This is a genomic window from Candidatus Methylomirabilota bacterium (assembly GCA_036002485.1).
Classification (GTDB): domain Bacteria; phylum Methylomirabilota; class Methylomirabilia; order Rokubacteriales; family CSP1-6; genus AR37.
The window spans coordinates 12,371-33,023 of record DASYTI010000209.1 but is presented as its reverse complement, the minus strand read 5'-3'; the positions used below and the strand labels follow the sequence as shown (position 1 = coordinate 33,023).

Below are 20,653 nucleotides of genomic sequence, written 5' to 3'. Positions count from 1 at the left end.
AATATCTTGATGCTGGGGCCGCCCGGCTCGGGCAAGACCATGCTGGCCCGCCGGCTGCCCACCATCCTGCCTCCGCTCTCGCTCGACGAATCGATCGAGGTCACCGCCGTGTGGAGCGTGGCGGGTCTCCTGCCCGCCGGCCATGGCCTCGTCCACTACCGTCCGTTTCGCGCGCCTCACCACACGGCCTCGGAGGCGGGCCTCATCGGGGGCGGCCGTCTGCCCCGTCCGGGCGAGGCGAGCCTCGCCCACCTGGGCGTGCTCTTCCTCGACGAGCTTCCGGAATTCTCCCAGCGCGTGCTCGAGGCGCTCCGCCAGCCCCTCGAGGACGGCAGCATCATGATCGCGCGCGCAGCGGGCAGCGCGGCCTTCCCCGCGCGCTTTCAGATGGTGGGCGCGGCCAATCCGTGTCGTCGCGGCTGCGCGTCGCTCTCCAGCTGCGTCTGCACGGCGGGCGAGCGTCGCCACTACCTGGCGCGGCTCTCGCGCCCGCTCCTGGACCGGATCGATCTGCACCTGGACGTGCCCGCGGTGCCTTATGCGGAGCTCTCGGGAACGCTCGGAGAGACATCATCCGTGGTCCGAGGGCGGGTGGAGGCGGCCCGCGAGGGCCAGCGCGCGCGCTTCGTCGGCGGCACCACCCGCGTCAATGCCCGCATGAGCGGCCGGCAGGTGCGGCGGTTCTGCGGGGTGCCCCCCGAGGCCGCCCGGCTCCTCCAGCAGGCGGTGAGCCGGCTCGGCCTTTCCGCGCGGGGCCACGACCGCGTCCTCAAGGTCGCCCGCACTATCGCCGACCTGTCGGGGTGTGAGAGGATAGCGACGGAGCACGTGTCCGAGGCGCTGCAGTACCGGGGCTTGGACCGATGCCTCTGATCCGACCCCAAGGAGATCCCCATGGACACTCCGCACCCGATGACCCTGCCCCGCGAGGGCACCACGCTTCTCCTCGTGGACGTCCAGGAGCGGCTCTTCCCCGCCATGGACGCCGATCACCGCGAAGAGGTCATGCGCAACATCAAGATCCTCGTGGCCACGGCCAAGCGACTCAAGCTGTCCATCGTCGTGACCGAGCAGTATGCCAAGGGCCTCGGCCACACCTTGCAGGAGCTGCGCGACGCGCTGCCCGCCGATGTCCGGCCCGTGGCCAAGGTCGTGTTCTCGTGCTGGGCGGCCGAGGAGGCACGGGCGCGCCTTCAGACACTGGGCACCCGCCGCGTGATCCTGGCCGGCATCGAGGCGCATGTCTGCGTGCTCATGACGGCTCTGGACCTTCTCGGGGCGGACCTGGCCGTCCACGTCGCCGCCGATGCCATCACCTCGCGCACCCAGGCCAACTGGCGGCTCGCCACCGAGCAGCTGCGCCAGGCGGGCGCCGTGGTGAGCGCCACCGAGACGCTGATGTTCCAGCTCCTCGGCCAGGCCGATTCCGAGGACTTCCGAGAACTGGCCCGTCTCATCCGCTGATGCCCCGCTATTTCGATATCGGCTCGACCGTCCTCCTCGTGGTGGGCTACGGCATCCTGCCCGAGGAGGAAGACCGGCCCATCGCCTACGAGCTCAAGCGCGCCATCGGCTCGCGGAGCGAAGGCGACGAGAACCGGAGCGGCGTGGTCGTGACCGACATGTGGATGGTCAATCAGGAGATGGCCGAGCTCTTCCCCGCCATCGCGGTGGGCGGGCCGGGGGTCAACGCGTTCGCGGCGCAGATCTACGAGGGACTGCCTGTCGCCTACACGCGGGACGAGCGGATCTTCGTCCAGTGCGCCCCGGAAGGCGGCAAGCGGGCGGCGCTGTGGGGGATGGATCAGGAGGCGACGCGCGAGGCGGTGGAGATCTTCATCAAGGACGGCTTCCTCGACCGCTTTCTCGACACTGTCTGGAAGCGACGCTAGTCGCGCCGGAGCGAGAAGCGAGCCACCTCAACTCAGCCCTCGCCTCGGGGCTGCGCCCCTCATCTCGAAATGCCACGCCCGAGGGAGGAGCCAGCCCGAGGCGTATGCGGTTATACGTTGAGGGCTGCGACCGAGAACGTGATCCTTCGAGCTGAGCGACGAAGGCGCGAGGCGAGGGCTGAGTGGACCTTCGAGCCGAGATGGTGCCGACGAGCCGCAGGCGAGGAGACCGGCGAGGCGAGGGCTGAATCGATCTGGCGAAGCTTATCGGTCCGGCGCGCTAGCGAAAGCTCGGACCTGCTGTTCCCCTCGGGACATTGCTGTAGGTGACCGTCCCGTCTGACTCCGTGTAACGGAAGATGATGGTCCGCACCGACCGCGTTCCCGACCAGCCACCCGTGCCGAGGATCTTCTGCACGTATTGCTGGGTCTCGGCATATGGCGGGACGCCGCCGTAGTTGTCCACCGCCTTCTCGCCCGCATTGTAGGCGGCCAGGGCCAGGGCCGTATTCCCCGGGTACCGGTCGAGCAGATAGCGCAGGTGACGCACGCCGCCCTCGATGTTCTCGCGCGGATCGAAGGCATTGCGCACCCCGAGCGCGGAGGCGGTGCGCGGCATGAGCTGCATCAGCCCCTGGGCGCCCTTGTTCGACACGGCCCGAGGGTTGAAGGCCGACTCGACCCGGATCACCGCCTCGACCAGGTCGGGCGCGACACCGTGGCGCGTCGCCATCTCGCGGATCTCGTCGCCATAGTGCGTGCGCACGGCCTCGGGGAGCCGCAGCCAGCCCTGCGCGGTACCTGAGGAGAGCGCGCCGAGGCGGCGGAAGCGGCCGTCCGTGGGCGCATTGGTGAAGTGGGCCACGCCCTCGCCGTCCTCCCAGCGATAGAGAGAGGAGCCCGCCGCCTCGGTGGGGAGGGCGGAGAGGAGCAGCAGTGAGGAGATCACGAGGGCGCGGAGCACAATGGATCGAACATAGCGGACCGGGCCCTCTTGCGTAAACTGAAATCGGCTGCCGGGTCGCGGCAGCCGATTTGTCCTTCCAGTACGGCTAGTTGACGCTCAGTTCCGCGAGGGCACCAGGGCGTCCTTCATCCGGCCGCTTCTCGGAAGGGCGTCCTCGAGCGCGAGATCCAGGGCCTCCTCGACCGAATCCACGAGATGGAAGGTCATGGATTCGCGCAGATGCTTCGGCACGTCCTCGAGCAGGTTCTTCTCGTTCCGACGCGGCAGGATCACCGTCGTCACGCCCGCGCGACGCGCGGCCAGCACCTTTTCCTTTATGCCGCCCACGGCCAGCACCCGGCCCGAGAGCGTCACCTCGCCCGTCATGGCCAGACGCGGCTTGACCGGGCGACTGCTCATGAGGGAGGCCAGCGCCGTCACCATGGTCACACCCGCCGATGGCCCATCCTTGGGGATGGCGCCCGCGGGGATGTGGACATGGATGTCCGACGTCTCCCAGAAGTCGGAGCGGATGCCGAGCTCGGTGGCGTGGGAGCGCACCCAGGACAGCGCGGCCTGGGCCGACTCCTTCATCACGTCTCCGAGCTGGCCGGTGAGGGTGAGCGTCTTGCTGCCCTTCATGCGGGTGGCCTCGATGAAGAGAATGTCGCCTCCCGCGGGAGTCCAGGCCAGACCGACCGTGACTCCGGGGATGCGCGTGCGCTCCTCGAGCTCCTCGACGAGGAAGCGGGGCGCGCCGAGAAGCTCACCGACCAGATCTGGCGTCACCTCGACCAGCTCCACGTGGCCCTCGACCCGGCGCTTGGCGATCTTGCGCGTGATGGTGGCGATCTCGCGCTCGAGATTCCGCAGCCCCGCCTCGCGCGTATAGTGGCGGATCAGGTTGGTGAGGGCGGCGTCCGTGAAGCGGATCTGCGCGGCCTCGCCGCCCGTGGTCGCTCCCTCGCTGGTCGTCGATCCCCCCGTGGTCGTCAGTCCATGGTCGCGGACCTGCTTGGGCACGAGATGCTTGCGCGCGATCTGGACCTTCTCCTCCTCCGTGTAACCCGGCAGCTCGATGATCTCCATCCGGTCCCGGAGGGCCGGGGGCACCGTGTCGAGCATGTTGGCCGTGGTGATGAAGAGCACGCGCGAGAGATCGAACGCCACGTCCACGTAGTGGTCCCGGAAGGCGACGTTCTGCTCCGGATCGAGCACCTCGAGCAACGCCGAGGCGGGATCACCCCGGAAGTCCATCCCGAGCTTGTCGATCTCGTCGAGCATCAGGACGGGATTCTTGGACTCGGCGCGGCGCAACCCCTGGATGATCTGCCCGGGGAGCGCCCCGATATAGGTGCGGCGATGCCCGCGGATCTCCGCCTCATCCCGCATGCCGCCGAGCGAGATCCGGTGGAATTTCCGTCCCAGGGCCCGCGCGATGGAACGCCCCAGCGAGGTCTTGCCCACGCCGGGAGGACCCACGAAGCAGAGGATGGGGTCCCGACCGACCGGGCGCATGCTCTTGACGGCGAGATACTCGAGAATGCGCTCCTTCACCTTCTCGAGCCCCGAGTGGTCGTCGTCGAGGACGGTCCGTGCCTGCACCAGGTCGAGCGTGTCCTCCGTCTCCTTGCTCCACGGCAGCGCCACCAGCCATTCGAGGTAGGTCCGCGCCACCGTGTACTCGGCGGCGGCGGGCGGCATCTTGGCGAGGCGGTCGAGCTCGCGCAGAGCCTCCTTCTTCGCTTCCTCGGTCATGCCGGCCGCCTCGATCTTGCCGCGCAGCTCGTCGATCTCCTGGGTGCGATCGTCGCTCTGGCCGAGCTCCTTCTGGATGGCCTTGAGCTGCTCCCGGAGGTAGTAGTCCCGCTGGCCCTTGCCGACCTCGGATTCGACCTGGGACTGGATGCGCGAGCCGAGCTCGAGCACCTCGGCCTCCTTGGTCAGGAGGGCGACGAGCCGCTGGAGGCGTGCCTTGACGTCGGCCGTGGCCAGCAGCTCCTGCTTGGCCTGGGGAGTCAGCGAGGGCAGCGACGCCGCGATGGCGTCGGCGACCCGCCCCGCGTGCGTGACGTTGGCGATGGCCTCGGCCAGCTCGTCGGGCAGATGCGGCGAGAGCTCCACGATCTTGCGGAACACGGTCGTGGCCGTGCGCACCAGGGCTTCGCTCTCGAGGTCACCGGCGGGCGGCATGGTCTCGACCACCTCTTCCACCCGCGCCTTCATGAAGGGGTGGGTCTGGACCACTTCGATCAGGCGGATGCGCGACAGCCCCTGCACGGCCAGCCGAACAGGCCCATCGGGCTGCTTGATCACCTTGTGGATGGCCGTGAAGGTGCCGATCCTGTGCAGGTCGTTCTCCGTCGGCGCGTCCATGGTCGCGTCGAGCTGACCGAAGGTGCCGATGGGTCGGCCCGCGCGAACCGCGTCCTCGATCAAGCGAAGGGAGGACTCGCGCCCGGCGGCCAGGGGCAGGACGGCGTGCGGGAACACCACCAGATCGCGCAGGGGCAGGATCGAAACGATCTCCGGCACGGCCATGTCCGCCGGCCCGCCGTCTGTCTTCATCTTGTCCGTCATCGCATGCGTCCTTTCCGCCCGCTCAGAAGAGGTCCACGGGCTTCAGCTGGGTCGAGGCGGCCCGCACCAGGGCCTCGCTGCGGCCGCGGACGGCTGGATCGCGCATCTCCCCCATCTCTCCCTGCACGTAGCTCGTCAGGTCCTCGATCTGAGTCTGCATATCGAGCATCCGCCGTCTCATCTTTAGGATGATCTCGATGCCCGCCAGATTCACCCCGAGGTCCCGAGCGAGCCGGATGACCCGGGCGATCTCGTCGACGTCGCCGGCCGAGTACATCCGGGTCCGCCCTTCCGTGCGCGAAGGCCTGATCAACCCCTTCTTTTCGTACATGCGCAGGGTCTGGGGATGAAGCTTCAGCATGTCGGCGACCACACCGATCATGTAGAGGGGCTTGCCCTTGTCTGTCACGACCCCACTCCCTGTCGCGGGAGCAGCCGGCCGAGCTCGCGAAAGAGCTCCTGGGTCCGCGCGTCGATGCCGCGCGGAATCTCGACGCGCACGGTGACGAAGAGATCGCCGCGGCCAGGACTGGTGAGCCGCGGCAGCCCGCGCCCGCGCAGTCTCAGGACTTGGCCGCTCTGGGTACCCGGCGGCACCACCAGCTCCGCCGTGCCCTCGAGAGTCCGTACGGGCACCCGCGCGCCCAGGACGGCCTCGGCGACGGTGACGTGCGTCTCCACGTGGAGGTTGTCGCCCTTGCGCGTGAAGGCAGGGTCCTCGTGCACTCGGGCTATGACGATCAGGTCGCCCCTCGGCCCTCCCCCTGGTCCGGCATCACCTTCTCCCGCCACGCGAATCTGAGCGCCGGAGTCCACCCCGGCGGGGATGGCCACCGGCACCGTCGTCCGCTCCGGGCGCAGCCCGCGGCCGCGGCAATCGGGGCACGGCTCGCTGACCCGCTCGCCGGTGCCGCCGCAGGCGGGACAGCGGTCCGCCGTCAGCGTTCCTTCGCGTCGCCAGACCGTGCCGGCGCCCGCGCAGTGCTCGCAGCGCGAGGTGGGGGCATGGGGGCGGCCGCCCGTGCCGTCACACGTCTCACACGACCCGAGGCGCTCGACGGTGACATCGGCGGAGGCCCCGGAGGCCGCCTGGACGAACGACAGCTCCACGGCGACGTGGGCATCGTCGCCCCGGCGGCCTCCGAAAGCAGACTTCGGATTGGCCCTCTCCGGCCGTGAACGGCCTTGACCCCCGTGGCGATCGTAGACGCCCCGCGCGGAGGGATCGCTCAGCACGCGATAGGCTTCGACGATCTCCTCGAAGAGGGCCTGAGTATCGCGGTCCCAGAAATTGATGTCCGGCGAGTACCGCCGGGCCAGGCGCTGATACGCCCGCTTGACTTGCGCAGGCGTCGCCCCGACGCCAATCTCGAGAACCGCGTAGTAGTCACGGGACATGCGGCCTCAGTTCTTGCCCTTGTCGCCGAGATCCTCGAACTCGGCATCCACGACGTCGCTCTTGGGAGCCCGGTCGCCGGGGGCGCCGGTCGCGCCCGCCTGCCCAGCGCCTTGGGGGCCCGGTCCCGGCTGGCCGGCCGCCTGCGCTTCGCGGTACATCACTTCCGCCAGCTTGTGCGAGGCCTTGGTCAGCGCCTCCTGCGCCCGCTTGATGCGCTCGAGGTCCTCGCCCTTGAGGGCCTCGCGCGCCTCTGACATGGCGGCCTCGATGCCCTGCTTGTCCTCGGCGGGGATCTTGTCGCCGTAGTCCCGGAGCGTCCGCTCCGTCGAGTAGATCAGCGAGTCGCACTGGTTCTTGACCTCGATCACCTCGCGGCTCTTCGCGTCCTCGGCCGCGTTGGCTTCCGCTTCCTTCTTCATCTTGTCGATCTCGTCCTTGGTGAGGCCGGACGAGGCCGTGATGGTGATGTTCTGCTGCTTGCTCGTCGCCTTGTCGCGCGCCGAGACGTTGAGGATGCCGTTGGCGTCGATGTCGAAGGTCACCTCGACCTGCGGCACCCCACGCGGAGCCGGAGGAATGCCATCGAGGTGGAAGCGCCCGAGGGTGCGGTTGTCACGGGCCATGGGCCGCTCGCCCTGGAGCACGTGCACCTCGACCGAGGGCTGGCTGTCCGAGGCCGTGGTGAAGGTCTCCGTCTTCTTCGTGGGAATCGTGGTATTGGCCTCGATGAGCCTGGTCATGACTCCGCCCAGCGTCTCGATGCCGAGGGACAGCGGCGTCACGTCGAGGAGCAGCAAGTCCTTGACTTCACCCGTGAGCACCGCCGCCTGCACCGCGGCGCCCACCGCCACCACCTCGTCGGGGTTGACGGTCCTGTTCGGATCCTTGCCGAAGAGCTTCTTGACGTCCTCCTGCACCTTGGGCATGCGCGTCTGCCCGCCCACGAGGATGACCTCGTCCAGGTCTCCGGCTGTCACGCCCGCCTGGCGCATGGCCTCGCGGCAGGGGCCCAGGCTGCGCTCGATCAGATCCGCCACGAGCGACTCGAGCTTGGCCCGCGTGAGGGTCAACACCAAGTGCTTGGGGCCCGTGGCGTCGGCCGTGATAAAGGGCAGGTTGATCTCGGTCTGGATCACGGTCGAGAGCTCGCACTTGGCCTTCTCCGCGGCCTCTTTGAGCCGCTGGAGCGCCATGCGGTCCTTGCGCAGATCGATCCCGTTCTCCCGCTTGAACTCGTCGGCGATCCAATCCATGACCTTCTGGTCGAAGTCGTCGCCGCCCAGATGGGTGTCTCCGTTCGTCGCCTTGACCTCGACCACACCCTCGCCGATCTCGAGAATCGAGATGTCGAAGGTGCCGCCACCCAGATCGTACACGGCCACCGTCTCGTCCTTCTTCTTGTCCAGTCCATACGCCAGGGCCGCTGCCGTGGGCTCGTTGACAATGCGGAGCACTTCGAGCCCGGCGATCGCCCCCGCGTCCTTGGTGGCCTGGCGCTGGCTGTCGTTGAAGTAAGCCGGCACGGTGATGACGGCCTGGGTCACCTTCTCGCCGAGGTAAGCCTCCGCAGCCTCCTTGAGCTTTCTCAACACCAGCGCGGAGATCTCGGGTGGAGCATACTCTTTGCCCCTGGCCTCGATGCGGACGTCGCCGTTCTGGGCCTTGATGACCTTGTAGGGGACGAGCTTCGCCTCCTGCAGCACCTCATCGAATCGCCGACCCATGAAGCGCTTGATCGAGAAGATGGTGTTGTCGGGGTTGGTGATGGCCTGACGCTTCGCCACCTGCCCTATCAGGGTTTCCCCTTCCTTCGTGAAGGCCACCACCGAGGGGGTCAGGCGGCTGCCTTCCTGGTTGGCGATCACGGTGGGATCTCCACCTTCCACCACCGCGACCACCGAATTCGTCGTGCCGAGGTCAATGCCGATCACCTTCGCCATGTTGTCCGTCTCCTGTGTGAAGTCGCTCGTCAGCGGCCGACGCGGCGGGGCGTCACGCCCCGCCGCCGGCCGGTGTCGCGTTACTGCACGTCGATCTTGATATCCTTGGGCTTCACGGCCTCGACCTTGGGGAGCGTCACGGTGAGGACGCCCTCACGGTAGGTGGCGCGGACCTTGTCGGCCTGCACGGGGATGGGAAGCTGGAAAATCCTCTCGAACCTTCCCGTCCACCGCTCGGTCCTGTAGTACGACTCCTCCTTGACCTCCTGCGTCTCCAGACGCTGGCCCTTGACGGACAGGAGATCGCCGGTGATAGACACCTGGATGTCCTTCTCGTTCATGCCCGGTAGGTCCAGCTTGATCACCAGCTCGTCCTTGGTCTCGTACATGTCAGCCACGGGGGCCCATACGCGCTCCGATAGTCCCGACTCAGAGGCCCGACCGAAAAAGCCGTCGAAGAACCGGTTCACCTCAGCCTGCACCTCACCGATGTCCCTGGCGGACGACCACGGCTCGAGCCCCTGGTTGCGCCAACGCATCACAGCCATAGCATTGCCTCCTTACTTTGAGCCGGTCCTTGCCGGCCCATGATCTAAGTCTATCTGACTTATATATGCTGAGCCCTGATATGTCAAGGCCGTCGCAAAAAAATTTGTAAGCATTTGAAAAATAGGCTGGGTGATAAGGTCTAACCCTATGAAGACGGGCTGCATCGGCTGCCTGCTCCTTATCATAGGCATCATCTTCTTGACCGCCGTGGCAGGTGGCTTCCTCTTCCTGTCTGGCAACATCTTCGAGGCCCCACCCTTTGACGCCATCGAGTGGAGCCGGGCGGATGCCTCCAGCGCCCAGTCCAAGCTCTATGAACTCGTCCAGCGGGATGCCGGTCAGTCCAGCCGTCAAGATCCCGTGCTCCTCTCGGAGCGAGAGGCCAATGCCCTGGCCGCGCAATACCTTGCCCAGACGGCTCACTTGCGTTTCGAGCCATTCGGCATACGCCTGAGCCAGGGACAGTTCACCCTCCGTGGACGCACCGAGCTCGGGAGTCTCCTGCAAGGGCCACCATTCGCCCAGCTCCGGCCCTATCTTCCCCCGGCCCAGCTCGCCAGGCCCATGTGGATCACCGCGAGAGGGTATATCGCCCTGGATCAGGGAGCCCCCGGCAGGAAGCCGGGAACGGCGCGCGTGGTTGTCTCGGAGTTCAGCCTCGGGAAGCAGCCCGTCGGCACCTGGCCCGTCAGCATTGTCATGGGGCCGGCGAGCACCAAGCTCTTTCACTGGCCGGTCCCGGGTACGGTGAGAGATGTCGAAATCGAGGACAGACGAGTCGTGATCAGGACACGCTAATGCGCACCCTTGGCCGCGCGGACGAAGCGCACCTGGAGGTCGTAGAGGATCTCGTCGAGGAGCTGACTTTCCTGCGGGGTGCGATTCCCCTCGGTCTTGCTGCGCAGCATCACCAGGAGATCGACGGCATCCCGTGCCTGGTCCAGGTCCAGGATCCGCTGCCCCGTCGACGGATCAGCCGCCTCGCCCAGATTCACGAGCGCAGACGAGGCAAGCATGATGAAGAGGCTCTGGAGGTCGGAACCACCGGCTGGGGCGTCTGGAAGGGGCGCCGATGCGGTGGAGGGCCCGGGCGTCGGCCCGCTCGGTGGGGCCGCTTCGGGTGGTGCCGAGGCCGTCGGAGCCTCAGGAGCGTCATCGTCGCGGCGCCGGCGGTCCGTAACGCGGAAAGGTTGCTCGTCAGCCATGTGGTGCCCTCACGGAGAGCGGCGAAAGCCTAGCACGCGTCCTGAAGACCTTCAAGGAGCCGACCCCCCTTGTGTATAATGCTTCCGCGATTCAGGGATCGTTGATGGCTGACTCGGCCGGCGTTCTCTTCGAAGCCCTGCTCTCCCTCATGGGCCGCCTCAGGGGCGAGGGTGGCTGCCCCTGGGATCGCGAACAGACCCGCGCCTCCCTCAAACCCTACCTGATCGAGGAAGCCTACGAGGCCCTCCAGGCTATCGACGAGGGCAAGCCTGACCACATCGTCGAGGAGCTCGGGGACGTCCTTTTCCAGGTCGTTTTCCACTGCCAGATCGCCCAGGAACGAGGCGAGTTCACCATGGCAGAGGTTTTGCAGACGGTTTTGGACAAGATGACCCACCGCCACCCCCATGTCTTTGGGACGGCCGAGGTGGCGGATGCCCGGGAAGCCCTCAGCCAGTGGGAGCGAATCAAGCGGGCTGAGGGCAAGGGAGACGGGACGTCCCGTTCGGCGCTGGACGGCGTGCCGCAGAGCCTTCCGGCGCTGTTGCGCGCCCAGCGATTGCAGGTCAAAGCTGGGCGCGTCGGATTTGACTGGCCGAGCTGGACCCAGGCGTGGGCCAAGGTACGGGAGGAAGTGGCAGAGGCCGACGAGGCCATCAGCCAGGGAGACGCGACGCGGATCCGGGCCGAGCTCGGAGATCTCCTGTTCTCTCTCGTCAATGTCGCCCGGCGGCTGGACATAGACGCCGAGGACTCGCTCAGGCAGGCAGCGGACACGTTTACGCGCCGATTCAGGGAGGTAGAGGCCACAATGACGGCCGAGGGCCGGAAGCTCGACGAGATGTCCCCAGAAGAACTCGATCTCGCATGGGAGGCCGCCAAAGCACGCGAGACTCCTCGCGGGGGCGGAGACAGGTCATGAAGGTCAAGATCGGCAGCACGACAATCTCGATAGACCGGGGCGACATCACGGAGGCCGAGGTCGACGCCGTCGTCAATGCCGCCAACGCCGAGCTGTGGATGGGCGCGGGCGTGGCGGGGGCGATGAAGCGAAAAGGCGGCACCGTCATCGAAGAAGAAGCCGTGCGGCAGGGACCCATCGAGCCGGGCGAGGCCGTACTTACCGTGGCCGGCAACCTGCCCGCCACCCACGTGATCCACGCGGCCACCATGGGGCTCGACCTCAAGGCCGATGCCGACAAGGTCATGGCGGCCACGCGTTCGTCGCTGGCCATCGCGGAGAAGCACAAGATGGCCTCGATCGCCTTCCCCGCCCTGGGCTCGGGTGTCGGAGGAGTGCCTCCAGCGCGGTCGGCCGACGTCATGATCTCCACGGTGGTCGAGCACGTGCGCAAGGGGAAGACGAGCCTGCAGAAGGTCGCCTTCGTGCTCTATCAGGACGAGGCTTTCAAGGCCTTCAGCGACGCCCTCAAGCGCGTGGCCGGCGCCAACTAGGAGGCCCCGCGGCACTTTCCACGATGGCCGAACCCAAACTCGGACCGCCCCAGCCCGTCAGCCGGCGCCTCGGCGATCTCCTCGTCCGCGAGGGATTGATCGACAACGAGCAGCTGGCCCGCGCCCTGCAGGAGCAGAAAGGCTCCAACGACAAGCTCGGCAGCATACTCGTCAAGCTCAGCTTCGTCACCGAAGAGAACCTCATCGCCTTCCTGTCCCGCCAGTACGGCATCCAATCGATTACCCTCTCTCAGCTGGACATCGACCCCGACATCCTCAAGCTCGTCCCGGAGCAGATCGCCCGGAAGTATGAGGTCCTGCCCGTCAAGCTCCAGGGCAATACCCTGACCCTCGCCATGGGCGACCCCACCAACGTCTTCGCGCTGGACGATGTAGGCTTTATGACGAATCTCCAGGTGATTCCCGCCGTAGCCTCGCAGGTGGCCATCCGCCAGGCCATCGATCGAGCGTACGACAGCAAGGGCGGCGGCATCGCCGACATCGTGTCGGAGATGGAAGGCGCCGCCGCGGACGTCGAGCTGGTCGAGGGGGACGAGGAAGCAGCGGCGAGCAAGGTCGACGTCTTCGAGCTCAAGGAGTCGGCCGACGAGGCGCCCGTGGTGCGCCTCATCAACATGATCCTCGTGGACGCCATCCGGCGCGGCGCCTCCGACATCCACCTCGAGCCGTACGAGAAGGTGTTCCGGGTCCGTTTTCGCGTCGACGGCGTGCTGCACGAGATCATGACCCCCCCCAAGCGTCTGGAGGCCGCCCTGACCTCCCGCGTGAAGATCATGGCCAGTCTCGACATCGCGGAGCGCCGCCTGCCCCAGGACGGCCGTATCAAGCTCCGCTTCAACCAGCGCGAGATCGACTTCCGCGTCTCCACCCTCCCCACCATCTTCGGCGAGAAGACGGTCATGCGTATCCTCGACAGGGATTCGCTCCAGCTCGATCTCACCATGCTGGGCTTCGACTCCTGGAGCCTGGAGCAGTTCACTAAGGCCATCAACAACCCGTACGGCATGATCCTCATCACGGGGCCCACGGGCTCGGGCAAGACCACCACGCTGTATTCCGCGATCCACACCATCAACTCGCCGGACATCAACATCATGACGGCGGAGGACCCCGTCGAATACAACCTGCGCGGGGTCAACCAGGTGCAGATCAACGAGGAAATCGGCCGCACGTTCGCCAGCGCGCTCCGAGCCTTCCTCCGGCAGGACCCGGACGTCATCCTCGTGGGCGAGACGCGCGACCTCGAGACGGCGCAGATCGGCATCCGCGCCGCCCTCACGGGCCACCTCGTGCTCACCACCCTGCACACCAACGACTGCCCGTCGACGGTGGCCCGGCTGCTCGACATGGGCATCCCACCCTTCCTCGTCTCCTCCTCGCTGACCCTCATCCTGGCCCAGCGGCTCGGCCGCAAGGTCTGCAAGGATTGCAAGCAGCCCTACGACGCCGACGAGGAGACCCTGGTGCCCTACGGGCACATCCCGCAGGGGCTCGGCAAGATCAGCTTCTACAAGGGGAAGGGCTGCGCCACCTGCAATTTCACGGGGATGAAGGGGCGCGTGGCCATCTACGAGGTTATGCCCGTCAATCAGGACATTCGTGATCTCATTATCCGGAACGCTCCCGCCGTCGAGATCGGGGAGGCCGCGCAGCGGCAGGGCATGAAGACGCTCCGGCAAAACGCGCTGCAGAAGGTGATCGAGGGCGGCATGACGATCGAGGAAGTGCTGCGGGTGACGCTCGGTTAGCATGACACCAACGGAGGAATAGCTTAGCCATGGCCGCCACGATGCACGATCTTTTGACCATCATGATCGAACGAGGGGCATCCGATCTCCACATCACCACGGGCACCCCGCCGCAGATCCGGCTCCACGGCAAGCTGACCCCCCTGACCCAGTTCGAGCGCCTGACGCCGCAGGACACCCAGCGTCTGGCCTACAGCGTGCTGAACGAGGGGCAGAAGCAGAAGTTCGAGGAGGACAACGAGCTCGACCTCTCCTTCGGCATCCAGGGGCTGGCCCGGTTCCGCTGCAATGTCTACCGTCAGCGCGGCGCGGTGGCCGCGGCCATCCGCGTCATCCCCATCAAGATCCGTTCCTTCGACGAGCTTGGCCTGCCCCCGGTGGTGGAGCAGCTCGCCGACCGGCCCAAGGGCCTGATCCTGGTCACGGGGCCCACCGGCTCGGGCAAGTCGACCACCCTGGCCGCCATGGTCGACAAGATCAACAACGAGCGGACCGAGCACATCATGACCATCGAGGACCCCATCGAGTTCGTCCACCACCACAAGAAGTGCCTGGTCAACCAGCGCGAGGTCTTCTCGGACACGCATTCGTTCAAGAACGCCCTCAAATACATCCTCCGGCAGGATCCGGACGTGGTCCTCGTGGGTGAGATGCGCGACCTCGAGACCATCTCCGCCGCCCTGACCATCGCCGAGACCGGCCATCTGACCCTCGGCACCCTGCACACCAATTCCTGCGCGCAAACCATCAACCGGGTCATCGACGTGTTCCCCACGACCCAGCAGTCCCAGGTGCGAGCCCAGCTCTCCCTCGTGCTCGAAGGCGTCCTCTCGCAGCAGCTCATCCCCACCACGGACGGGCGCGGCCGCGTGATGTCGTTGGAGATCATGGTCACCACGCCGGCCGTCCGTAACCTGATCCGCGAGGAGAAGATCCACCAGATCTACTCGTCCATGCAGGCCGGCCAGAAATTCGGCATGCAGACCATGAACCAATCGCTCCTCGAGCTGGTGCAGAAGCGCAAGATCACGCGCGAGGAGGCGCTCAACCGCAGCATGCTGCCCGACGAGCTCTCCCAGCTCCTCGGCTCCGTCCCCGGCGGCATGCCCGCCGCCGCCACGCTCACGGGCAGCGGCAGCGGCTCGCCGTTCGGCAAGCGGTGATCGGGGTCGTGCGAACGGCTGGCCTAGACAGGAGGTCCTGACATGGCCGTCTTCACCTATCAGGGACGCGGCACCGGCGGCACCACCACCGGCGAGATCGAGGCCCCGGACCGCACGTCGGCGGTGGGCGAGCTCCGCAAGCGCGCCATCCTCGTCACCAAGATCCAAGAGCGAGCGGGGGGCAAGACTCCGAGCAAGGCTGGCGGCAAGGTCAAGGACAAGGAGATGGCGATCTTCACGCGCCAGTTCTCCACCATGATCGATGCGGGCCTGCCCCTCGTGCAGTGCCTCAACATCCTGGCCGAGCAGAGCGATTCGAAGAACCTCCGGGCCGTCACCGACCGCGTGGCCCGCTCCGTCGAGCAGGGCTCGACCCTCGCCGATTCCCTCCGGAGGCACCCGCGGACCTTCGACGATCTGTTCACGAACATGGTCGAGGTCGGGGAATCGGGCGGTATCCTCGACGTCGTCTTCCAGCGCCTGGCCGCCTACATCGAGAAGGCGGCCGCCCTCAAGCGGAAGGTCAAAGGCGCCATGATTTATCCCGCCAGCATCATGGGCGTGGCGGCTCTCGTGGTGATCTTCATGCTCACCTTCGTCATCCCGACCTTCACCAAGATGTTCAAGGACCTGGGCGCCGACCTGCCCCTGCCCACCCAGGTCGTGGTGTGGCTCTCGGAATTCGTGCGCACGTACATCCTCCTCATCATCGCGGCCATCGTCGGGTGCGTCTTCGCCCTCCGAGCCTATTACCGGACAGAGAAGGGGCAGGCCACCATCGATGCGCTGTTGCTCAAGGTGCCCGTGATGGGCACGCTCATCCGCAAGGTCGCGGTGGCCCGCTTCACGCGAACCCTCGGCACCCTCGTCTCCTCGGGCGTGCCCATTCTCGAAGGCCTGCGTATCACCGCGCGCACCGCGGGCAACAAGGTCGTCGAGAAGGCCGTGCTCCAGTGCCGGGCCGCCGTCACCGCGGGCAAGACGCTGGCCGAGCCGCTCAAGGCCTCCGGCGTGTTCCCGCCCATGGTGATCCAGATGATCTCCGTGGGCGAGCAGACGGGCGCCCTCGACGCCATGCTCTCGAAGATCGCGGACTTCTACGACGACGAGGTGGACACGGCGGTGAGCGCCATGACCGCCCTGCTCGAGCCGATCATGATCGTCGTGCTGGGTGTCCTCATCGGCGGCCTCGTGGTGGCCATGTACCTGCCGATCTTCAAGCTCGTGACCCTGGTCAAGTAGCGCGGGTGTCCGTGCGAGAGCCTCAGGCGCTCCGGAGCTCCCTGCGAGGTCTGGGTTGGGCGCGCCTCATCGCGGCGGCCATGGTGCTGACGGCGGGGGCGCTGCTCCGGTACGCCGACGGGTTTCACTTCGACTTTCTGCCCTTCGCCACGGCCGCCCTCGCGGCCGCCCTGATCTCCGGCGTCCTGCTCGTGGGCAGCGCGCACGTGATCGATCTCCGCCGCTTCGCCTGGCTGCAGATCGGCGTCGACGTCGCCCTCGTCACGGGCATCATCGCGGCCAGCGGCGGCCCGCGCTCCGTGTTCACCTTCCTCTACGTGCTCACCGTGCTGGAGGGGTGCTTCCTGGCCGCGCGGCAGGGTGGGCTGGCCGCCGCGGGCCTCGCGGGCTTCCTCTACGTCACCGTGGTGCTGGGGCGGCACGTCCTGGCCTGGCTGGGCATGGCCGGGCCCGCCGAGGCGACCGCGCTCCAGATTCTCACCGTCTTTCTCAACGCGGGCGTGCTCATGGCCATCGCCCTCCTCGCCGGCTCCCTGGCCGAGCGGTACTACCTCGCCCAGCGCAGCCTCGAGACCCAGCGCCGGGACTTCTCCGACCTGCAGGCCTTCCGCGACCTCATCTTCCAGTCGGTCGGTTCGGGGCTGATCGCCGTCAACCCCGAGGGGCGCATCACGGCCTTCAACCGCGCCGCCGAGTCCATCACGGGGGTGGCCGAGCGGGAGGCGCTCGGCCAGCCCTGGGAGGCCCTCTTCGGTCGGGAGGTGGATCTCGCCGAGGTGCGGAAGAGCGTGGCGAGTCCATCGGCGCAGTCGCCTCGCTACGAGATCCGCGTGCGCCGTCATGACGGCCAGGAAGTCCCCGTGGGCATCTCGTTCTGGTCACTCCGGTCGGGCGGCGGGGAGGCCGTCGGTCTGATCGGCGTCTGCCAGGATCTCTCCTCGATCAAGCGCATGGAGCAGCACGTCCGTCAGGCGGACCGGCTGGCCACCATCGGAAGATTGTCGGCGAACATCGCCCACGAGATCCGCAATCCCCTGGCCTCGCTGTCGGGAGCCATCGAGGCCCTGGTCAGGGAGCTGCCCCAGGATCCGACGCGGGACCGGCTGGTCGAGATCGTGTTGCGCGAGTCGGAGCGCCTGAACCGGATCATCCGGGATTTTCTCGAGTACGCCCGGCCCGCGCCCATGGCCATGCATGACGTCAATCTCGCCGATCTCCTCGAGGAAGTCGTGCTCCTCATCGAACACCGTGCCCTCCCCGTCCCCCTCAAGGTCATTCGCGAATACGGCGAGAGCCTTCCCGCCCGCGTGGATTCCCAGCAGCTGCGTCAGGCCATCTGGAACCTCTGTATCAATGCCGTGCAGGCCATGCAGGACGGCGGCGAGCTCCGCGTGGGGGCGCGGTTCCTGCCCGGCGAGGCATCCCGGCGATTGCAGCTCTGGGTCGGAGACACGGGCCACGGCATTGCCGACGCCGACCTGCCCCACATCTTCGAGCCGTTCTTCTCGACCAAAGCCGAGGGCAGCGGCATCGGCCTGGCCCTCGTCTACCGCGTCGCCCAGGACCACGGGGGCCACGTGGAGGTGCGGAGCGCGCCGAGCGCCGGTGCCACCTTCACCCTAACGCTTCCGTCCACGGACGGCGCGGTGTAGCATCAGGCCATCATGGCCAAGGCCCGTGTGCTCGTGGTCGATGATGAAAAGAGCATGCGGGACCTCCTCTCCATCACCCTGGAGAAGGAAGGGTATGACGTCGTCACCGCCGCGGGCGGCGAGGCGGCCATCGAGGCGCTTCGCCGTGACGCCACGGACGCCGTCATCACTGACCTGCGCATGCCCAAGGTCGACGGGCTGCAGGTGCTGCGGGCGGCCAAGGAGATCTCCCCGGACATGGCCGTGATCGTCATCACGGCCGTCGCTTCCACCGAGACGGCCGTCGAAGCGATGAAGCTCGGAGCCTACGACTACATCACCAAGCCCTTCAAGCTGGATGAAGTCAGCCTCATCGTCCGCAATGCCCTCGAGCGCAAGCGGCTGCGAGACGAGAACCTCTATCTGCGGAAGCAGCTGGAGACGCAGCACCGCTTCGAAAACATCATCGGCAAGAGCGGGCGGATCCTCGAAGTCTTCGACACCATCCGCAAGATCTCCGACAGCCCCTCCACGGCCATGATCACGGGCGAGAGCGGGACAGGCAAGGAGCTGGTGGCGCGGGCCATCCACTTCAACAGCCTTCGCCGGGACAAGCCCTTCGTGTCGGTCAACTGCGGGGCCATCCCCGAAGGGCTCATGGAGTCCGAGCTCTTCGGCCATGTCCGGGGCGCCTTCACGGGCGCCGTGTCGAACAAGATCGGCCTCTTCTCGGCGGGCGAAGGCGGCACCCTGTTTCTCGACGAAATCACCGAGATCCCGCCCTTGCTCCAGGTCAAGCTCCTCCGGGCCATTCAGACCCGCGAGATCCGGCGCGTGGGCGACACGAAGGACATGAAGACCGATGTGCGGCTCATCGCCGCCTCCAACCGCAATCTCGAGGACGCCGTGAGGGACGGCGTGCTCCGGGAGGACCTCTACTACCGGCTGAACGTGATCCCGATTCAGCTGCCCCCGCTTCGCGAGCGGCGCGAAGACATCCCCCTGCTCGTCGCGCACTTCCTGCAGAAATTCGGCAAGGAGCTCGGCAAGGGGGCGCGCGGCGTCGCGCCAGACGCCATGGGTGTCCTCGAGCGATACCACTGGCCGGGCAATATCCGCGAGCTGGAGAACGTGCTCGAAAGGGCCATCGTCCTGGGGGCGGGGGACATGCTCGGGGTGGACTCGCTGCCGGAGACGCTACGACGGGAGCGCCCGGTCAAAGGCATGGAAGCGGTGGAGCTGCCCGAGGACGGGCTCGACCTGGAGGCGACCCTCGACACCATCGAACGCGGGTATCTCCAGCGGGCCCTCGATCGTACAGGAGGAGTGCAGACGAAGGCGGCCGAGCTGCTCAAGATGACTTTTCGCCAGTTCCGCTACAAGCTCCAGAAACACAGCCTCGTCCGCAAAGGATCGGGAGGGGATGCCTGACAGTCTTTGGCCGTTCGAGTAACAGGACGTGTCAGCATCGTCGGGCGCGCATGGCGTCGAGGAGCTCCGCGGGCGCGGTGGCCCAAATTCTCCGCGCCAGAACTTTCAGGTATTTAGCAATTCATTTTGCCTCGCGAACGGTGTGTCACGTCGGAATGCTGACATGTGTCGCGCTCTTGGACAGGTGGCACTGAAAGTGCTTCCGCAGGACCAGAAGCAGCCAGTTCTCATATCGGGTCCAGGAGACCCTTAACTTCATGGGGGATACGAAGCGATGATCAGATTCTGGCACACGAAGAGAAAGGCCCTGGGGAATCAGCGCGGCTTCACGCTCATCGAGCTGATGATCGTGGTGGCCATCATCGGTATCCTCGCGGCCATCGCGATTCCGCTGTACGCCAACGTGCAGACCCGCGCCCGCGTGGCCAAGGCGCAGGCCGATGCCCGCACCCTGGGCTCGGCCGTCAGCATGTTCACGGCCCACATGGGCGCGCTGCCGGCCGCCCTGACGGACCTCAGCCAGGCGACCACGAACGGCCTCGGCCAGAGCGCCGGGCCCTTCATGGCGAGAATCCCGACGCCTCCTCCTGGTGGTTCACCTGCCTGGTCAGGTACCTACACCTACACCTCGAGCACCACGGGCACGTTCTCCGTCACCGCCAACGGCGACGGCACCACCATCACCGTTCCGTAAGCGACCCTCGCGCGCCTGCATCACCAGTCGCGCCGCTATGACGGGGGAAGGCCAAAAGCCTTCCCCCGTCTTGCTTGGGTGGGCTCGAATGACATTCCTCGGAACTCCGAATTCCCCAATTTGTCAGCCTCGGGCCTCCGCGTGCATGGCTCGAGGAAGGATTGAAAGAAAAGTCATCGTAAGAGTCCGTTAAAAATGGAGTGTCCCTGGCTTGATCCGGAGCCTCTTTGGCACTGACCGTGCTACCGAGTGGTCCTGGAGTGGAGTCATTTATTCATTTTGGGCCTAGCATGCGGCCCTTTCTAAAAGGGGACAACACATGTTGAGTAAATACCATACAGAGCGGAGGCCGCGCCAGGGTAGCCAGGCCGGCTTCACGCTTATCGAGCTGATGATCGTGGTGGCTATCATTGGCATTCTCGCGGCCATCGCCATCCCGCTCTACGCCAACGTCCAGACCCGCGCGCGAGTCGCCAAGGCACAGGCGGACGCCCGGACCATGGGATCATCGGTGAGCCTGTTCACCGCCCACATGGGGGCGCTGCCCGCGGCTCTCACCGATCTGACTCAGGCCACGACCAATGGCCTCGGACAGACCGCAGGCCCGTTCATGGCCAACATTCCGACCCCGCCCCCGGGCGGCTCGCCGGCATGGTCGGGAACCTACACCTACACCTCCAGCACCACCGGAACCTTCTCCATCACCGCCAACGGCGACGGCACCACCATCACGGTTCCGTAGAGTCGCCCTCGACA

20 protein-coding genes are annotated in these 20,653 nt (G+C 66.6%); 13 read left to right on the top strand and 7 right to left on the bottom strand.

What is annotated here, in order from left to right; genetic code table 11:
- The 3 genes from VGT00_18795 to VGT00_18785 form a co-directional block, all read left to right on the top strand.
- A partial coding sequence (locus VGT00_18795) for an ATP-binding protein (protein ID HEV8533479.1) occupies positions 1-873 on the top strand: 873 nt, incomplete at its 5' end.
- 21 nt (positions 874-894) lie between these two features.
- Positions 895-1,464, top strand: coding sequence for an isochorismatase family protein (locus VGT00_18790; GenBank protein HEV8533478.1), 570 nt, complete (start codon positions 895-897; stop codon positions 1,462-1,464).
- Positions 1,464-1,892 carry a hypothetical protein gene (locus tag VGT00_18785; GenBank protein ID HEV8533477.1) on the top strand — a complete coding sequence of 143 codons (429 nt, stop codon included), beginning with the start codon at positions 1,464-1,466 and terminating at the stop codon, positions 1,890-1,892. The genes VGT00_18790 and VGT00_18785 overlap by 1 nt, the downstream gene beginning before the upstream one ends.
- A gap of 280 nt (positions 1,893-2,172) precedes the next feature.
- On the opposite strand, the gene VGT00_18780 is transcribed toward VGT00_18785, so the two are convergent.
- From VGT00_18780 to VGT00_18755, 6 genes are all read right to left on the bottom strand, one after another.
- On the bottom strand, positions 2,173-2,856 hold the full coding sequence (locus VGT00_18780; GenBank protein HEV8533476.1) for a lytic transglycosylase domain-containing protein: 684 nt from the start codon (positions 2,854-2,856) through the stop codon (positions 2,173-2,175).
- Between the two features lie 99 nt (positions 2,857-2,955).
- Complete coding sequence (gene lon, locus VGT00_18775) at positions 2,956-5,418, bottom strand: endopeptidase La (GenBank protein ID HEV8533475.1); 2,463 nt, start codon at positions 5,416-5,418, stop codon at positions 2,956-2,958.
- A 22-nt stretch (positions 5,419-5,440) separates the two neighbouring features.
- Positions 5,441-5,827 carry a MerR family transcriptional regulator gene (locus VGT00_18770; protein ID HEV8533474.1) on the bottom strand — a complete coding sequence of 129 codons (387 nt, stop codon included), beginning with the start codon at positions 5,825-5,827 and terminating at the stop codon, positions 5,441-5,443.
- On the bottom strand, positions 5,824-6,816 hold the full coding sequence (locus tag VGT00_18765) for a DnaJ C-terminal domain-containing protein (GenBank protein ID HEV8533473.1): 993 nt from the start codon (positions 6,814-6,816) through the stop codon (positions 5,824-5,826). Before VGT00_18765 ends, VGT00_18770 begins: the two co-directional genes overlap by 4 nt.
- 6 nt (positions 6,817-6,822) lie before the next feature.
- A complete protein-coding gene (dnaK, locus tag VGT00_18760) occupies positions 6,823-8,757 on the bottom strand; it encodes a molecular chaperone DnaK (protein HEV8533472.1) in 1,935 nt (644 codons plus the stop codon).
- A gap of 80 nt (positions 8,758-8,837) precedes the next feature.
- Entirely contained in the window at positions 8,838-9,305 is a 468-nt protein-coding gene (locus VGT00_18755) for an Hsp20/alpha crystallin family protein (GenBank protein ID HEV8533471.1), read from the bottom strand.
- A 148-nt stretch (positions 9,306-9,453) separates the two neighbouring features.
- Here VGT00_18755 and VGT00_18750 point away from each other — a divergent pair, with 148 nt between their 5' ends.
- On the top strand, positions 9,454-10,104 hold the full coding sequence (locus VGT00_18750) for a hypothetical protein (GenBank protein HEV8533470.1): 651 nt from the start codon (positions 9,454-9,456) through the stop codon (positions 10,102-10,104).
- Here VGT00_18750 and VGT00_18745 read toward each other — a convergent pair.
- Positions 10,101-10,511, bottom strand: coding sequence for a DUF1844 domain-containing protein (locus tag VGT00_18745; protein HEV8533469.1), 411 nt, complete (start codon positions 10,509-10,511; stop codon positions 10,101-10,103). The two genes, VGT00_18750 and VGT00_18745, sit on opposite strands and share 4 nt — an antisense overlap.
- A gap of 104 nt (positions 10,512-10,615) precedes the next feature.
- Here VGT00_18745 and mazG point away from each other — a divergent pair, with 104 nt between their 5' ends.
- The 9 genes from mazG to VGT00_18700 all read left to right on the top strand — a co-directional run bounded on the left by mazG (position 10,616) and on the right by VGT00_18700 (position 20,639).
- On the top strand, positions 10,616-11,434 hold the full coding sequence (gene mazG, locus VGT00_18740) for a nucleoside triphosphate pyrophosphohydrolase (protein ID HEV8533468.1): 819 nt from the start codon (positions 10,616-10,618) through the stop codon (positions 11,432-11,434).
- Positions 11,431-11,967: a macro domain-containing protein gene (locus VGT00_18735; GenBank protein ID HEV8533467.1), complete on the top strand. Its 537-nt coding sequence runs from the start codon at positions 11,431-11,433 to the stop codon at positions 11,965-11,967. The genes mazG and VGT00_18735 overlap by 4 nt, the downstream gene beginning before the upstream one ends.
- Positions 11,968-11,990: 23 nt before the next feature.
- Positions 11,991-13,736: a type IV-A pilus assembly ATPase PilB gene (pilB, locus tag VGT00_18730; GenBank protein HEV8533466.1), complete on the top strand. Its 1,746-nt coding sequence runs from the start codon at positions 11,991-11,993 to the stop codon at positions 13,734-13,736.
- A gap of 29 nt (positions 13,737-13,765) precedes the next feature.
- Complete coding sequence (locus VGT00_18725) at positions 13,766-14,899, top strand: type IV pilus twitching motility protein PilT (protein HEV8533465.1); 1,134 nt, start codon at positions 13,766-13,768, stop codon at positions 14,897-14,899.
- 42 nt (positions 14,900-14,941) lie between these two features.
- Positions 14,942-16,141: a type II secretion system F family protein gene (locus tag VGT00_18720; GenBank protein ID HEV8533464.1), complete on the top strand. Its 1,200-nt coding sequence runs from the start codon at positions 14,942-14,944 to the stop codon at positions 16,139-16,141.
- A gap of 11 nt (positions 16,142-16,152) precedes the next feature.
- Positions 16,153-17,793, top strand: a complete 1,641-nt coding sequence (locus VGT00_18715) for an ATP-binding protein (GenBank protein HEV8533463.1) — start codon at positions 16,153-16,155, stop codon at positions 17,791-17,793.
- A gap of 12 nt (positions 17,794-17,805) precedes the next feature.
- Positions 17,806-19,203, top strand: coding sequence for a sigma-54 dependent transcriptional regulator (locus VGT00_18710; protein ID HEV8533462.1), 1,398 nt, complete (start codon positions 17,806-17,808; stop codon positions 19,201-19,203).
- A 274-nt stretch (positions 19,204-19,477) separates the two neighbouring features.
- On the top strand, positions 19,478-19,897 hold the full coding sequence (locus VGT00_18705; GenBank protein HEV8533461.1) for a prepilin-type N-terminal cleavage/methylation domain-containing protein: 420 nt from the start codon (positions 19,478-19,480) through the stop codon (positions 19,895-19,897).
- Positions 19,898-20,216: 319 nt separating this feature from the next.
- The gene (locus VGT00_18700) at positions 20,217-20,639 is read left to right on the top strand and encodes a prepilin-type N-terminal cleavage/methylation domain-containing protein (GenBank protein HEV8533460.1); all 423 of its coding nucleotides are present in this window, start codon (positions 20,217-20,219) and stop codon (positions 20,637-20,639) included.
- Positions 20,640-20,653 lie beyond the last annotated feature (14 nt).

Coding starts and splice junctions, on each gene's coding strand:
- lon (HEV8533475.1), bottom strand. CDS start 5,418: ATGACGGACAAGATGAAGACAGACGGCGGGCCGGCGGACATGGCCGTG.
- VGT00_18755 (HEV8533471.1), bottom strand. CDS start 9,305: ATGGCTGTGATGCGTTGGCGCAACCAGGGGCTCGAGCCGTGGTCGTCC.
- mazG (HEV8533468.1), top strand. CDS start 10,616: ATGGCTGACTCGGCCGGCGTTCTCTTCGAAGCCCTGCTCTCCCTCATG.
- dnaK (HEV8533472.1), bottom strand. CDS start 8,757: ATGGCGAAGGTGATCGGCATTGACCTCGGCACGACGAATTCGGTGGTC.
- VGT00_18790 (HEV8533478.1), top strand. CDS start 895: ATGGACACTCCGCACCCGATGACCCTGCCCCGCGAGGGCACCACGCTT.
- VGT00_18710 (HEV8533462.1), top strand. CDS start 17,806: ATGGCCAAGGCCCGTGTGCTCGTGGTCGATGATGAAAAGAGCATGCGG.
- VGT00_18705 (HEV8533461.1), top strand. CDS start 19,478: ATGATCAGATTCTGGCACACGAAGAGAAAGGCCCTGGGGAATCAGCGC.
- VGT00_18725 (HEV8533465.1), top strand. CDS start 13,766: ATGGCCGCCACGATGCACGATCTTTTGACCATCATGATCGAACGAGGG.
- pilB (HEV8533466.1), top strand. CDS start 11,991: ATGGCCGAACCCAAACTCGGACCGCCCCAGCCCGTCAGCCGGCGCCTC.
- VGT00_18765 (HEV8533473.1), bottom strand. CDS start 6,816: ATGTCCCGTGACTACTACGCGGTTCTCGAGATTGGCGTCGGGGCGACG.
- VGT00_18750 (HEV8533470.1), top strand. CDS start 9,454: ATGAAGACGGGCTGCATCGGCTGCCTGCTCCTTATCATAGGCATCATC.
- VGT00_18720 (HEV8533464.1), top strand. CDS start 14,942: ATGGCCGTCTTCACCTATCAGGGACGCGGCACCGGCGGCACCACCACC.
- VGT00_18700 (HEV8533460.1), top strand. CDS start 20,217: ATGTTGAGTAAATACCATACAGAGCGGAGGCCGCGCCAGGGTAGCCAG.
- VGT00_18785 (HEV8533477.1), top strand. CDS start 1,464: ATGCCCCGCTATTTCGATATCGGCTCGACCGTCCTCCTCGTGGTGGGC.
- VGT00_18735 (HEV8533467.1), top strand. CDS start 11,431: ATGAAGGTCAAGATCGGCAGCACGACAATCTCGATAGACCGGGGCGAC.
- VGT00_18745 (HEV8533469.1), bottom strand. CDS start 10,511: ATGGCTGACGAGCAACCTTTCCGCGTTACGGACCGCCGGCGCCGCGAC.